The organism is Micromonospora matsumotoense, assembly GCF_050951065.1.
Lineage (GTDB): Bacteria > Actinomycetota > Actinomycetes > Mycobacteriales > Micromonosporaceae > Micromonospora > Micromonospora matsumotoensis.
The window spans coordinates 23,342-36,101 of record NZ_CP192025.1; the positions used below are offsets into that span (position 1 = coordinate 23,342).

Consider the following 12,760-nt stretch of genomic DNA (forward strand, 5'->3'; position numbering starts at 1 on the left):
CAGCGGCGCGACGGTCTAGGAGGAGCCGGAGTCCGACGCGGCCGGCCAGCGGACGGGTGGGCCCGGCAGGTGCTCCACCAGGCGGGTCAGCGCGCCGTTGGCAAAGGTCGCGCCGAGCGCCGAACCGGCGGCGATGCCCCAGCCCACCGGGCCGAGCGGGGTGCAACCGAAGAACTGGCTCAACCCGGGTGTCTGCACCACGGCGGCGAGCACGCCGACGGAGGCGGCGGTCGACGCGAGCACCGTCGGGCTGGTGCCACCGGCGAGGACGGTCTGCCCCAGTTGGGTGCCGACCAGCGAGACCAGGGCCACCGTGCCGGCCCGCCGTTCCCGGCCCGTCCACCGGGCGGCCGTCCAGCCGGCGGTCGCCCCCAGGGTGGTGGCGGCGGCGCGCAGCCCGATCTCCCGGGTCATGGTGCCGCCGAGGGAGGCGTCCGGCCCCTCGCGGAGCAACCCGTCGGCGTGGTCGGCGTCGGGGGGCCGGACCGCGATGGCCAGTGCCGGCGCCAGGTCGGTGAGCAGGTTGACCAGGAGCAGTTGCCGGCCGTTGAGCGCCGACCGGCCGGTGACGGCGGCGCTGAGCACGCTGAACGCGATCTCGCCGAGATTGCCGCCGACCAGGATGCTCAGCGCGTGGCGTACCGACGACCACATCGCCCGCCCCTCGACCAGGGTGGCGATGATGGTCTCCAACCGGTCGTCGGTGACCACCAGGTCGGCGGCGGCACGGGCGGCGGGGGTGCCCCGCTGGCCGAGGGCGATGCCCACGTCGGCCAGCCGGATCGCCGGGGCGTCGTTGGCGCCGTCACCGGTCATCGCCACGGTACGCCCGCACTTCTGCAACGCCTGGATGATCCGCACCTTGTGCGCCGGGGTGCACCGGGCCACCACGTCGGTACGGCCCAGCCGCTCACCCAGCGCCGCGTCGTCCAACTGGTCCAGCTCGGAGGCGGTGACCACCCGTTGGCCGTCGGTCTCCGGGCTGATCGCCGACGCGATCGCCTCGGCGGTGGCCGGATGGTCCCCGGTGATCATGATGGTGTGCACGCCCGCCTGCCGGATCCGACGGACCGCCGGGGCGGCGCTCTCCCGTACCCCGTCGGCGAGGGCGAGGAAGCCGACGAAGACCAGCCCCCGCACCTCGTCGTCGGTGACCGCCTCGGCACCGGCCCGGCACTCCGCCACGGCGAGGATCCGGTGCCCCGCCCCGGCCCGGCCGGCGAGCACGGTGTGCAGCCGGTCCCGGCGTTCGGCGTCCAGCGGCTCGTCCCGGCCGCCCGGCAGCCGCCACGCACCACACCGGGGCAGCACCGTCTCCGGGGCACCCTTCACGCTGAGCAGCAGCCCGTCGGCGGTCCGGCCGACGGTGGCGTGGTAACCCCGGGACGGTTCGAACGGCAACCCGCCGACCGCCGCCCAACCGGACGCGCCGGTCTGCTCGGTCACCCCGGCCTGCCGTGCGCCGTACCGGACCGCCCGGTCGGTGTGCTGCGGCAGTTCCTCGGGATCGTCCGCGTAGGGGGTGGCGCGCAGCCCGGCGGCGAGGACCCGGCGCAGCCGGTCGTCGAGGCCGTGTAGATCGGCGAACCGGCCGTCGTCGCCGACCCCGGCGAGCAGCAGCTTGCCCTCGGTGAGGGTGCCGGTCTTGTCGAAGCAGAGCACGTCCACCCGGCCCAGCGCTTCGATGGTGCGCGGGTTGCGGACCAGCGCGCCGTGCGCGGCCAGCCGTCGCGCGGCGGCCAGTTGCGCCGCGCTGACCAGGAACGGCAGCCCCTCCGGCACCGACGCCACGGCCAGGTTCGCGGCGGTCGCCGCCGTCTGACTCAGCGGTACGCCCCGCAGCAGCCCCGCCCCGGCCACCGCGATCGCCGACCCGGCGGCCAACGGGATCGCCGAGCGGGTGATGGTGCCCAACCGGGCCTCCACACCGCTCTCCGGCGGGGCCTGGCGGGCCAGCGCGAGGCTCCGGCCGGACTCGGTCTGCGCACCGGTCGCCACCACCACTGCGGTGCCGTGACCGGCGGCGATGGTGGTGCCCTCGTAGAGCATCGAGGTGCGGTCGGCCAGGGCGGCGGCGACCACCGGATCGGCCCCCTTGGTCACCGGCAACGACTCACCGGTCAGCGACGACTCGTCGGCCTCCAACCCGCCGGCGGTGAGCACCCGGCAGTCGGCCGGCACCGCGTCCCCCGGGCCGAGGGTCACCACGTCGCCGGGGACCAGTTCCTCGGCGGCGGCCACCCGCTCGGCCCCGTCCCGCAGCACCCGTGCGGTGACCGCCGAGCGGGACAGCAACTCGGCGAGCGCCCGGTCGGTGTTGCGCTGGTGCACCGCCCCGACCAGCGCCGATCCGCCGACCACGCCGCCGACCAGGGCCGCGTCGACCAGTGAGCCGAACGCCGCGGAGAGGACCGCACCGGCGGCCAGCACCGGCGTGAGCGGGTTGGCCAGCTCGTCGACGAAGGCCCGGAACAGGCTGACGTGGCCGGCGGCCGCATCCGGGTCGGCGCGGTGCCGGTGCTGCGCCTCGGCACCGGTCAGTCCATCCGGGGTGGTGTCCAGTTGGCGCAGCACGGCCGACACCGGCATCAGGTGCCAGGCGGTGGTGGCCGCCGCCGGTGCCTCGGCCGGGTCGGGCAGCCGGCGGGCCCGCCACACGCCGTTGGCGAAGGCCAGCGCCGCCGCGCCGTTGACGGCGGCGAGGCTGCGGCCGGGCAGCTGCGGTGCCGCGGCGGTGAACGCCCCCAACGCGCCGAGCCCGGTGCCGGCCATGGCGAGGCGGATGTTCTGCCCGGTCATCCGTCGGGCCACCCCGGCCGCCTCGATCAGCAGCGCGGGAATCCGCAGGTCGGTGCCGACGAGCAGGTGGGCGCCCCACGGCGGCAGGTCCTCGGGGGCGGCCACCCCGAGCCCGCAGTCGGAGCCGGCCAGCGCGGCCCGGTCGCCGGACACCAACATCACCACCGCGCCGTCGCGTTGCAGCGTACGGACGGACCCGGCGAGCCGGTCCCCGCCGGGCAGCACCGCATCGGCGAAGCCGTACCGCTGCGGGTCGTCGCCGCCGACCACCAGGCGCAGGCCGGCGTGCCGGGCGGCGGCGGTCAGCGCGTCGACGCCGGGAGCCGGTTCGGGCGCGACCCGGACGACGGCGGTGAGGCTGCCGTGGTGGACGAGACCGAGCAGCGGGCCGCCCGCCGCGCGCAGCCGCCGGCTGTCCGGGGTGTCCCCCGGGTCGTCGGCGTCGAGGTCGGCCAGGGGTCCGAGCCGCCAGCCGTCCGCCTCGTGGACGTCGTCCGGGTGGTCGGGGTCGAAGAGGGCGAACGCCCGCCCGACCACCTCACCGGTGTCCGTGTCGGACACCGGGGCCAGGTCGGCGAGGACACCCCGGGCTGAACCGAGCACGGCCGAGTCCAGCACCACCGTGTCGATCCGGTCGAGTTCCCGCAGCACGCTACGGTCCATGGCGATCACGCCGCGCCGGGCCAGCACCCGGCCGAGCTCGGCGGCGTACCCCTCACGGCCGCTGCCGGGGGCCTTGGGCAGTGCGGCGAGCCCGAGCGCGGCGGCCCGCTTCGGCCCGGCGACGGGCCACGCGGCGGCACCGGCGGCAGCCCCGGTGGCGAGCATCGTCGAGACGTACCGTTCGACCGGGCCGTCGGGGCGGGGGCAGGGCCGCTGGGCCCCGGGTGAGCGGGCGACGGCGCGTTCCGGGTCACCGGTCAGCCCCGGCTCGGCCCGGGTCCAAGCGGCGAGCTGGGCGCGCGCCTCACCCCACTGCACGATCCGCTGCGCGCCGTCGAGGACGATGCCGGCCCAGCCGCCGGTCAGGCCCTGCACGACCGCCTCGGCGAGCGGGAACAGCACCTCGGTGCGCGGGTCGGCGCGCAACCCCCGGCCGGCGAGGTCGTGCAGCTTCGGGTGCAGGTCGACGGCGGTGAGCAGGCCGGCCACCTCCCCCGGGATCGGGGTGAACGGCAGGATCCGGGTGGCGGCGGAGATGGTCAGGCCGAGCGCGTCGGAGGCGAGCGCGCCGAGGGTCCGGGGGGTACGCGGCCCGTCCTCCGGCGGATGCGGGGGCGGGATCTCCGGGTCCGGTTCGTGCGGGCAGACCCGCTCGATCCGGGCCACCGTGTCGATCAGGGCCGCCAGCTTCGGCCTCGGTTCCTCGACGGCCACCACCACCCGGCCGGAGGGGGCGTTCACCCGGGCCCAGGCCACTCCGGGGAGCTGTTCCAGCGCCGCCTCGACCTGACGGGCCAGCCGGTCGCCGCCGTCCTGGCAGACGCCGTGCACCTCGATGTGGTGCCGACCGTCGCGGGACCAGACCCGGCGGCGGGTCAGCCCGGCCACCCGGGCCAGCCGTCCGGCGGCCGAACCGGCGGTGCGGGACGCGTCGGCGAGCAGCGGGGGCACCGGCACCGACGGGAGGACCCGGCCGGCGATCCGGCCCAGCGTGGTCATCGAGCGGTGCGGCCGATGCGTCGGCCCCGCCCACTGCCGCCGTACGCCATCGCGCCTCCTGCGTTCGTCAGGCGGCCTGGCTTCCCGGTAGGGCATCCGTTATGCCCTCCGGGCGGGGGAAGTTCCCGCCGGTGGCGGGGCATGGACGGCGGTGCCGGTGGAATCCGGCTGACGACCCGACGAGTCGGCAGGAGGCCGGGATGAGCACGATCACGCGTCACCTCAGTGGCAGTCACGAGATGGTCCGCGCATACACCCGACGGGTGGAGGTGCCGATGCTGGGCGAGGTGGCGGTGCCACCGCCCGACAAGATCGCCTACTACGCCGGGTTGGGGGTGCTCGCCGCCCTCCAGGTCATCGAGTGGCCGCTCGCCCTGGTGATCACCGCCGGCCACCTGCTCGCCGACCAGCACCTGTCGGGGCTGGCCAAGGGGCTCGGGGAGGCGCTGGAATCGGCGTGACGAGACCAGGCTCACCCTTGACCTGAACCAGGGTGCAGGTCGCAGGCTGGGCGCATGCCTGACGTACCGCCCCGGGCCGGGGCCGTTCGGTGACCGCCACCCTCGCCCCGGCGGCCCGCCTCTACGATCCCCGGCTGCGGGCGATGACGGTGGGCAGCGTCGCCCTGGTGTCACTGCTCGCCTTCGAGGCGTTGGCGGTGGGCACCGCGATGCCCACGGTGGCCCGCGCGCTGGACGGGTTGGGGCTCTACGCGCTCGCCTTCGGCGGTTCGTTCGCCGCCGGGGTGCTGGCCATGGTGCTCTCCGGCATCTGGTGCGACGCCCGGGGACCACGCGCCCCGATGTGGGGCGGGGTGGGGCTGTTCGTCGTCGGGTTGCTCGTCGCCGGGAGCGCCGACGCGATGGGCACGTTGGTGATCGGTCGGGCGGTGCAGGGCTTCGGGTCCGGGCTGCTCTCCGTCGCGCTGTACGTGGTGGTCGGGCAGGCGTACCCGGAGCAGCTGCGGCGGCGGGTCTTCGCCGCGTTCGCGGCGGCGTGGGTCATCCCGTCGCTGGTCGGGCCGGCGGTGGCCGGGCTGATCGTGGAACACCTGGGCTGGCGGTGGGTCTTCCTCGCGGTGCCGGTGGTGGCGTTGCCGGCGGTGCTGCTGGTCGAGTCGGGCCTGCGCACGCTCGACCGGCCGACGCCGGCCGGGCCACCGGCGGGCGCGGCGGCCCGGATCGGCTGGGCGGCCGGGGCGGGGGTGAGCGCCGCACTGCTGCACCACGGGGGGCAGCAGCGCGGCGCGTTCGCCGTGACCCTGGTGGCGGTGGCCCTCGCCGGTCTGGGGGTCTGCGCGCCCCGGCTGCTCCCGGCGGGGTTCCTGCGGGCCGCCCGGGGCCTGCCCACGGTGGTGGGTCTGCGCGGGTTGGCGGCGGCGGCCTTCGCCGGTGCGGAGGTGGTCATCCCGCTGATGCTGTCCCGGCAGCGGGGTTTCTCGCCGACCGCCGCCGGCCTGGTGCTGACCGTCGGGGCGCTGTCCTGGTCGGTGGGTTCCTGGCTCCAGGGGCGGCTGCCGCCGCCGCGCTCCTCGGCGACCCTGCCCCGGTGGGGCCTGGCCTGCGTGGCGGCGGGCACGGCCACGGTCACCCTCGCCGTCTGGCCGGCGGTGCCGGTGGCGGTCGGGGTGGCCGGTTGGGCGGTGGCCGGTCTGGGGATGGGCCTGGCGTACCCGTCGCTGTCGGTGTTGACCCTGGCCCTGTCGACCCCCGACGAGCAGGGGCGCAACAGTTCGTCGTTGCAACTGGCCGACTCGCTGTTCACCGCTACGGTGCTGGCGTTGACCGGCACGGTGCTCGCCGCCGGGACGACGCCCGGTCCGGCCGGCTACGCGGGGACGCTCGCCGTGGCGGTGGGCTGCGCGCTGCTCGGCGCGCTGCTCGCCGGCCGGGTGGTGCCGGGCCGGGGACATCCCGCCTGATCCATCGAATCCCGCCTGGTCGACCGGGGTGACCGGGAGGATGGTGGGCGATGAACTTCCTGACGATCCTGCCGATGGCCGTGGTGATGGTGGCCGGTACGCAGCTGGTGGCGGCGGTCTTCCTCGCCTCCGGCGACCGGCCCCGTCGGGCGTCGCTGGGCTTCCTGACCGGCGCCGCGATCGTGGTGGTCGTCGGTACGACCCTCGCCTGGCTGGTCTTCCGGGTGATCAAGGGCGCGGCCGGCGGGGGTGGCCGCAGCCCGGTCGAGACGGCCATCGACTGGGTGGTGCTCGGGCTGCTGGTGGTGCTGGCGGTGGTGGTGTTCGTCCGGCGGCACTCCTCCGGCGAGCCGAAGTGGATGGGCCGCCTCCAGCACGCCGGCTTCGGGTACGCGCTCCGGCTGGGACTGCTGCTCTTCGTGGTGATGCCCTCCGACGACCTCACGATGGTGACGGTGGGGGCGAGCGCGGCCCGGCACGGCCTGTCGTGGTGGCACCTGGTGCCGTTCATGCTGCTGACCCTGCTGTTGCTCGCGTTGCCGCTGCTGGCGTTGCTGCTGCTCGGTGACCGGGCGGACCGGGCGCTGCCCCGGATGCGCGACTGGGCGGACCGGCACTCGTGGATCATCAGCGAGGCGGTGGTCGTCTTCTTCCTCGCGTTGACCGTCGTCGACCTGCTCAGGTGAGGCCGGGGGCCGTGTCACGTTCCGGGTGGCCGGCCCGTCGGGCGGTTGGCGGAGGGAGACGGGATGCGGGTGCTGGTGACGGGTGCCGGCGGGACGTTGGGGCGGGCGGTGCTGCCCCGGTTGCGTACCGACGGATTCACGGTGCGGGCGATGAGCCGGCGGCCCCGGCACGACCCGGCGGCGGACTGGGTGGTCGCCGACCTGGACACCGGGGCCGGCTTGGCCGAGGCGGTGGCCGGGATGGACGCGGTGCTGCACCTGGCCTCCCGGCCCGGTGGCGGCACCCGGACGCACCGGGTGGACGTGCTGGGCACCCGCCGGCTGGTCCTGGCCGCCGGGCACGCGGGCGTGGCCCATCTGCTGTACGTCTCGATCGTCGGCGTGGACCGGGTGCCGATCCCGTACTACCGGCACAAGGAGGCGGCGGAGCAGGTGGTGGCTGCCGGACCGGTGCCGTGGACGGTGCTGCGGGCCACCCAGTTCCCGGTGTTCCTGGACCGGCTGTTGCGGGCGGCGGGCCGGCTCGGCCCGGTACCGGGTGACCCGGCGGTGCTGGCCCAGCCGGTCGACCAGCACGAGGTGGCCGCCCGGCTCGCGGACCGCCTCGCCGCCGGCCCGCTGACCGGGGTCGAGGAGTACGGCGGTCCGCAGGTGCTCCGCTTCGACGAGGCGGTACGGGCCTGGCGGGCGGCCCGGCGGTCCCGTGGTCCACTGCTGCCGGTGCGCCTGCCGGGGCGGCTGGGTCGGGAGCTGCGGGCGGGTGGGCTGACCACGACCGCCGTCCCGACCGGCCGCCGGACCTGGTCCGACTACCTGGTCGACACGTACGGGGGACCCGGCCGAAGATGAGCCGGGCGCGGGTTCACGTTCTGCCTACCGTGACGCCATGCTGGTCTTCGTCGTCACGGTGCTGCTCTACGTGTTCGGTCTGGTCTTCCTCTACGGGGTGATCCGCCTCGCCGTGCGGCACGGCATGGAGGATCTGGAGGCCCGTCGGCCGCAGGTGCTGCGGGTCGGCCGGTCGGCGACGGCCGACGACCGGGCGTTCCTGCAGGAGAATTCCTTCCTCGGCGGCAACTGATCCGTCGGCCCTGTCGGCCCTGTCGGCCGGCCGTCGGTCGGCATCCCCGGCGTCCTGCGGCGTGCCCGGCGGCCTGCGGCGTGCCCGGCGGCCTGCGGCGTCCACGACGACCTGCGGGCGTGCCCCGGCGGGTGGCCTGCGGCGTGAGGTGCGAGGATCGCTGCCGTGATGGGAACGTTGAAGACCGAGCCCGCCCGGACCCGATCCGACCTGCTGGCGACGCCGGTGGCCGCCGCGCTGGCGCAGTGGTCGGCGGAGGCGCCCGTCGACGTCGACGACGTCCTAGTCGCGCCGATCGACGCCACGCTGGCCGACACGGCGGCCTTCTGTGCCGCGTACGAGGTGGGGCTGGACGTGTCGGCGAACTGTGTGGTGATCGCCGGCAAGCGGGAGGGCGAGATCCGGTACGCCGCGTGCGTGGTGCTCGCCACCACCCGGGCCGACGTCAACGGGGTGGTCCGCCGGGCGCTGGACGTCCGCAAGGCGAGCTTCGCCCCGATGGCCGACGCGGTCGAGGCGACCGGGATGGAGTACGGCGGGATCACCCCGATCGGGCTGCCGGAATCGTGGCCGATCCTGGTCGACGCCCGGGTGATCGCCACCCCGCACGTGATCATCGGCTCCGGCGTACGGCACAGCAAGATCGCCCTCCCCGGGCCGGCGCTCGGCGCACTGCCGGGTGCGCGGGTGGTGGAGGGCCTGGCCCGACCCGCCTAGCAAATCACGATCATCGATGTTGTTGCACGTGAAACATCATGATCGTCGATGTCTGATGGGGGTCGCCGCACCCTGCGCCAGCCCAGCCCAGCCCAGCCCACCCAGCCCACCCCACCCCGCTCGGCCCGGTCGACCTAGCTCGGCCGGGCTAGGTCGTCCTGTGTGTGCCGGGCTGGGAGCGGGGACGCGTCAGCAGCTTGACCTCGGTGAGGTGCCGGTCTTGCGGGGTCAGCCGGCCGATTCGCGCTGGGCGACCTCGGTCAGCGCGGCGAGCAGGGTCTCCGGCTCCTGCGCTCCGGTGACGCCGTACTTGCCGGCGAGCACGAAGGTCGGCACGCTGCTCACCCCGAGTTGGTGGGCGGCGGCCAGGTCGGCGGCCACCTCGCGTCGGCCCTCGTTCGACGCCAGGTGTTCGCGCGTCTCCGTCTCGTCCAGCCCGACGGAGACCGCCAGCGCGACCAGCGCCTCGGGTGAGCCGACATCGACCCCGTCGGTGAAGTGCGCCCGGTAGAGCGCCTCGACCACGTCACCCGCCCGGCCGTGCCCGTCGGCGAAGCGGACCAACCGGTGCGCGTCGAAGGTGTTGGCGCTCACCGCCCGGTCGAAGTTCAGCGTCAGCCCCACCTCGGCGGCCACCTGGGTCACCTGCCCGGCCATCGACTGGGCCCGTTCCTGGCCGCCGAACTTCGCGGCCAGCGCGTCCAGCAGCGGCTGCGGCGCGGTCACCGGCGTCGGGTCCAGTTGGAACGGCCGGTACCGGACGGTCACCTCGCCGTCGTACGACGCCAGGGCCTGTTCGAAGCGGCGCTTGCCGATGTAGCACCAGGGGCAGACCACGTCGGCGTAGATCTCGATCTCCATGATCGGAGACAACCCCCAGCTCAGCCAGCTTGTTCCCGCACCTGCCGCTTGAGTCGGGCCAGGATCGCGGTGCCGCCGCGCACCCGCAACGGGCTGATCACCTGGGCCAGGCCCATCCGCTGGTAGAGGTCGTCCGGCACGTCCAGCACCTGCGTGGCGCTCGCCCCGGCCAGCCCTTCGGCGAGGATGCCGGCGAAGGCCCGGGTGGTGGGCGCCTCCGGCGGGCAGTCGAACAGAGTGGTCACCGTGCGGTCCGGGTTGACCTCGGCACGCAGGAAGAACGCCGTCTGACACTCGGGGACCTGCTCCAGGTCGTCGCGATCCACCCCGGCCGGCAGCGGCGGGATCACGTCGGCGTACTCCAGCAGCATCTCCAGCACCACGTCGCGGGGGGCGTCGGTGAACTCCCCGACGATCTCGGCCAGCCTCGTCGGCATCTCGGACATCCCGCCAGGCTACCGCCGCACCCCGCGTGGGTCTGCCACCAGACTGCCGTACCGCCCGTGTGCGGGCGGGAAGGAGCCGGGACGAGGGAGTGCCGGGCGGGCGACCACACCGGTCGTGGGTCGCCCGCCCCGGGCGGGTCAGTTGTTCGGTGCGCCCTCGCTGATGTCGGCGAGCGCCGAGCTGGGGTCGAGCTGCATCGCCAGGTCGCCCAGGGAGACGATGCCGACGAGCTTGCGTTCGTTGTCGCAGACCAGGATGCGTCGGATGTTGCGCTCGCGCATCAACGCCACCGCCTCGCCGGCCGTGGCGTGCTGCTCGATCATCACCACCTCCCGGGTGGTGATCGAGCCGATCGAGGTGCTGGCCGGGTCGCTGCACTCGGCGACCGCCCGCACCACGATGTCCCGGTCGGTCAGCAGGCCCGCCAGCGTGGAGCCGTCGGTGACCACCACGTCCCCGATGTCGGCCTCCTTCATCACCCTGGCCGCTTCGTCCAGGGTGGTCTCCGCCGACAGATAGACCACCTGCTTCGTCATCACGTCACTGACCCGGTACATGAGAGCCCTCCGCACAACAACCACCCTTGGACGATCCCACTTCGATACCCCGTGGCACGTCCGCTACACCCCGCCGCCGCGAACCCGACGTAGAAGCTGGTCGACCAGGCCTTCCCAGGCGACCTCCTCGTGCCCGCCGGTGGCCCGCTCACGCAGCTCGACGTACCCCTCGGGAAGTCGGCGGCCGACCACGACGGCGCGGGGGATGCCGATCAGCTCGGCGTCGGCGAACTTCACCCCGACGGAGACGTTGGCCCGGTCGTCGACGAGCACCCGCAGGCCGGCGGCCGACAGCCGACCGCCGAGGTCGAGCGCCGCGTCGAGCTGCGGCCCCTTCCCGGCCACCACCAGGTGTACGTCGCACGGCGCGACCGCCGCCGGCCAGACCAACCCCCGTTCGTCGTGGTGCTGTTCGGCGATCGCGGCGACCGCCCGGGACACCCCGATGCCGTAACAGCCCATGGTGGGCCGGACCGGTTTGCCCGCCGCGCCCAGCACGTCGAGGGCGAACGCGTCGGTGAACCGGCGGCCGAGCTGGAAGATGTGCCCGATCTCGATGCCCCGCCGCATGGTCAGCTCGCCGCCGCCGCCGCCGTCGCCGGCTCCGGTGGTCCCGGTGGTGCCGCAGGCGGGGCAGGGGTCACCCGGGCGCACCTCGGCGGCCTCGATGGTGCCGTCGGGCGCGAAGTCCCGTCCGCAGACCACATCGGTGGCGTGCCGCCCCGGCTCGTTGGCCCCGGTCAGCCAGGCGGTGCCGGTGACCACCCGGGGGTCGACCAGGTAGCGGAGGCCGAGCCCGGCCAGCACCTGCGGCCCGAGGTAGCCCCGGACCAGCCCGGGGTGGGCGGCCCAGTCGTCGAAGACCGTCACGGCGGCCGGGTGCAGCGCTGCCGCGACCCGCTTGAGGTCCACCTCCCGGTCGCCGGGCAGCCCGATCACCAGCACCTCGGCTGCCTCCGCGCCGGGCCGGCGTACGGTCAGCACCACGTTCTTCAGGGTGTCGGCGGCGGTCCAGTCGTGCCGCCCGGCGAGCTTCCGGTCGTTGGCGAGCGCCACCAGGGCGGCGATGGTCGGGGTCTGCGGGGTGTCGTGCACCTCGGCGGGTAGGTGCGAATCCGGGTCACCGGCGGGCGGGGCGGGGGTCGTCACCGCCTCGGTGTTCGCCGCGTAGTCGCAGGCCGTGCAGCCGACGTAGGTGTCCTCACCGACCGGGGTGGTGGCCAGGAACTCCTCCGAGGCCGACCCGCCCATCGCCCCGGAGACCGCCTGCACCACCGTGTGGTCCAGCCCCAACCGGCCGAAGACCCGCCGGTACGCGGCCCGGTGCCGGGCGTACGACTCGCGCAGGCCCTCGTCGTCCAGGTCGAACGAGTAGGCGTCCTTCATCAGGAACTCCCGTCCGCGCAGCAGCCCGGCCCGGGGGCGGGCCTCGTCGCGGAACTTCGTCTGGATCTGGAAGATCGTCAGCGGGAAGTCCCGGTAGGACGAAACCAGATCCTTGACCAGCAGCGTCGCCATCTCCTCGTGTGTCGGGGCGAGCAGGTGCTCGGCACCCCGTCGGTCGGCGAGGGTGAAGATGTCGTCGCCGTACTCCGCCCACCGGCCGCTGGTCCGGTACGGCTCCGCCGGCAGCAGCGCCGGGAAGTGCACCTCCTGGTCGCCGATCGCGGCCAACTCCGACCGGACGATCTCGGTGACCCGGTCCAGCACCAGTTTGCCCAGCGGCAGCCAGGCGTACCCGCCCGGGGCGACGCGACGGATGTAACCGGCGCGCAGCAGGAGCCGGTGGCTCGGCACCTCCGCGTCCGCCGGGTCCTCCCGCAGGGTCCGCAGCAGGGTGGTCGACGTACGAAGCAGCATCCGGGCAGCCTAGAACCCGCCCACCCTCCCGGCGACCCGTTTCGCACCGCCCGCCCCTGTCGCGTTGATCAAGAGGTTTGCGTCAAATTTTCAGCTCGTAGGCCCACAAACTTCTTGATCACCCACGATGGGGGCCGGCGGCGGGCGGGGCCGGCGGGGGCCGGCGGCG

Annotated in this window: 11 protein-coding genes; 6 read left to right on the forward strand and 5 right to left on the reverse strand. The window is 74.8% G+C overall.

Going from position 1 to position 12,760, the window contains the following annotated elements:
- Positions 1–15 precede the first annotated feature (15 nt).
- Positions 16–4,461 carry an HAD-IC family P-type ATPase gene (locus tag ACQP1S_RS00125; protein ID WP_432901872.1) on the reverse strand — a complete coding sequence of 1,482 codons (4,446 nt, stop codon included), beginning with the start codon at positions 4,459–4,461 and terminating at the stop codon, positions 16–18.
- Between the two features lie 200 nt (positions 4,462–4,661).
- On the opposite strand from ACQP1S_RS00125, the gene ACQP1S_RS00130 reads away from it, so the two are divergent.
- The 6 genes from ACQP1S_RS00130 to ACQP1S_RS00155 all read left to right on the forward strand — a co-directional run bounded on the left by ACQP1S_RS00130 (position 4,662) and on the right by ACQP1S_RS00155 (position 8,866).
- The gene (locus tag ACQP1S_RS00130; RefSeq protein WP_091249246.1) at positions 4,662–4,922 is read left to right on the forward strand and encodes a hypothetical protein; all 261 of its coding nucleotides are present in this window, start codon (positions 4,662–4,664) and stop codon (positions 4,920–4,922) included.
- Between the two features lie 89 nt (positions 4,923–5,011).
- Positions 5,012–6,382, forward strand: coding sequence for an MFS transporter (locus ACQP1S_RS00135; protein ID WP_432901874.1), 1,371 nt, complete (start codon positions 5,012–5,014; stop codon positions 6,380–6,382).
- Positions 6,383–6,432: 50 nt separating this feature from the next.
- Positions 6,433–7,068, forward strand: a complete 636-nt coding sequence (locus ACQP1S_RS00140; protein WP_432901876.1) for a GAP family protein — start codon at positions 6,433–6,435, stop codon at positions 7,066–7,068.
- Between the two features lie 63 nt (positions 7,069–7,131).
- Complete coding sequence (locus tag ACQP1S_RS00145) at positions 7,132–7,917, forward strand: SDR family oxidoreductase (protein WP_432901878.1); 786 nt, start codon at positions 7,132–7,134, stop codon at positions 7,915–7,917.
- A 37-nt stretch (positions 7,918–7,954) separates the two neighbouring features.
- Positions 7,955–8,149, forward strand: a complete 195-nt coding sequence (locus ACQP1S_RS00150; RefSeq protein ID WP_091249256.1) for a hypothetical protein — start codon at positions 7,955–7,957, stop codon at positions 8,147–8,149.
- A gap of 168 nt (positions 8,150–8,317) precedes the next feature.
- Positions 8,318–8,866, forward strand: a complete 549-nt coding sequence (locus tag ACQP1S_RS00155) for a YbaK/EbsC family protein (protein WP_091249259.1) — start codon at positions 8,318–8,320, stop codon at positions 8,864–8,866.
- A gap of 228 nt (positions 8,867–9,094) precedes the next feature.
- Here the strand turns inward: ACQP1S_RS00155 and ACQP1S_RS00160 are convergent, their stop codons facing one another.
- The 4 genes from ACQP1S_RS00160 to ACQP1S_RS00175 all read right to left on the reverse strand — a co-directional run bounded on the left by ACQP1S_RS00160 (position 9,095) and on the right by ACQP1S_RS00175 (position 12,591).
- Positions 9,095–9,727: a DsbA family oxidoreductase gene (locus ACQP1S_RS00160; RefSeq protein ID WP_432901880.1), complete on the reverse strand. Its 633-nt coding sequence runs from the start codon at positions 9,725–9,727 to the stop codon at positions 9,095–9,097.
- A gap of 20 nt (positions 9,728–9,747) precedes the next feature.
- Positions 9,748–10,173, reverse strand: coding sequence for a SufE family protein (locus tag ACQP1S_RS00165; RefSeq protein WP_091249266.1), 426 nt, complete (start codon positions 10,171–10,173; stop codon positions 9,748–9,750).
- A 138-nt stretch (positions 10,174–10,311) separates the two neighbouring features.
- The gene (locus ACQP1S_RS00170; RefSeq protein ID WP_328341649.1) at positions 10,312–10,731 is read right to left on the reverse strand and encodes a CBS domain-containing protein; all 420 of its coding nucleotides are present in this window, start codon (positions 10,729–10,731) and stop codon (positions 10,312–10,314) included.
- Positions 10,732–10,794: 63 nt separating this feature from the next.
- Positions 10,795–12,591: a proline--tRNA ligase gene (locus tag ACQP1S_RS00175; RefSeq protein ID WP_432901883.1), complete on the reverse strand. Its 1,797-nt coding sequence runs from the start codon at positions 12,589–12,591 to the stop codon at positions 10,795–10,797.
- Positions 12,592–12,760 lie beyond the last annotated feature (169 nt).

Coding starts and splice junctions, on each gene's coding strand:
- ACQP1S_RS00175 (WP_432901883.1), bottom strand. CDS start 12,591: ATGCTGCTTCGTACGTCGACCACCCTGCTGCGGACCCTGCGGGAGGAC.
- ACQP1S_RS00130 (WP_091249246.1), top strand. CDS start 4,662: ATGAGCACGATCACGCGTCACCTCAGTGGCAGTCACGAGATGGTCCGC.
- ACQP1S_RS00170 (WP_328341649.1), bottom strand. CDS start 10,731: ATGTACCGGGTCAGTGACGTGATGACGAAGCAGGTGGTCTATCTGTCG.
- ACQP1S_RS00145 (WP_432901878.1), top strand. CDS start 7,132: ATGCGGGTGCTGGTGACGGGTGCCGGCGGGACGTTGGGGCGGGCGGTG.
- ACQP1S_RS00140 (WP_432901876.1), top strand. CDS start 6,433: ATGAACTTCCTGACGATCCTGCCGATGGCCGTGGTGATGGTGGCCGGT.
- ACQP1S_RS00125 (WP_432901872.1), bottom strand. CDS start 4,461: ATGACCACGCTGGGCCGGATCGCCGGCCGGGTCCTCCCGTCGGTGCCG.
- ACQP1S_RS00160 (WP_432901880.1), bottom strand. CDS start 9,727: ATGGAGATCGAGATCTACGCCGACGTGGTCTGCCCCTGGTGCTACATC.
- ACQP1S_RS00165 (WP_091249266.1), bottom strand. CDS start 10,173: ATGTCCGAGATGCCGACGAGGCTGGCCGAGATCGTCGGGGAGTTCACC.
- ACQP1S_RS00155 (WP_091249259.1), top strand. CDS start 8,318: ATGGGAACGTTGAAGACCGAGCCCGCCCGGACCCGATCCGACCTGCTG.
- ACQP1S_RS00150 (WP_091249256.1), top strand. CDS start 7,955: ATGCTGGTCTTCGTCGTCACGGTGCTGCTCTACGTGTTCGGTCTGGTC.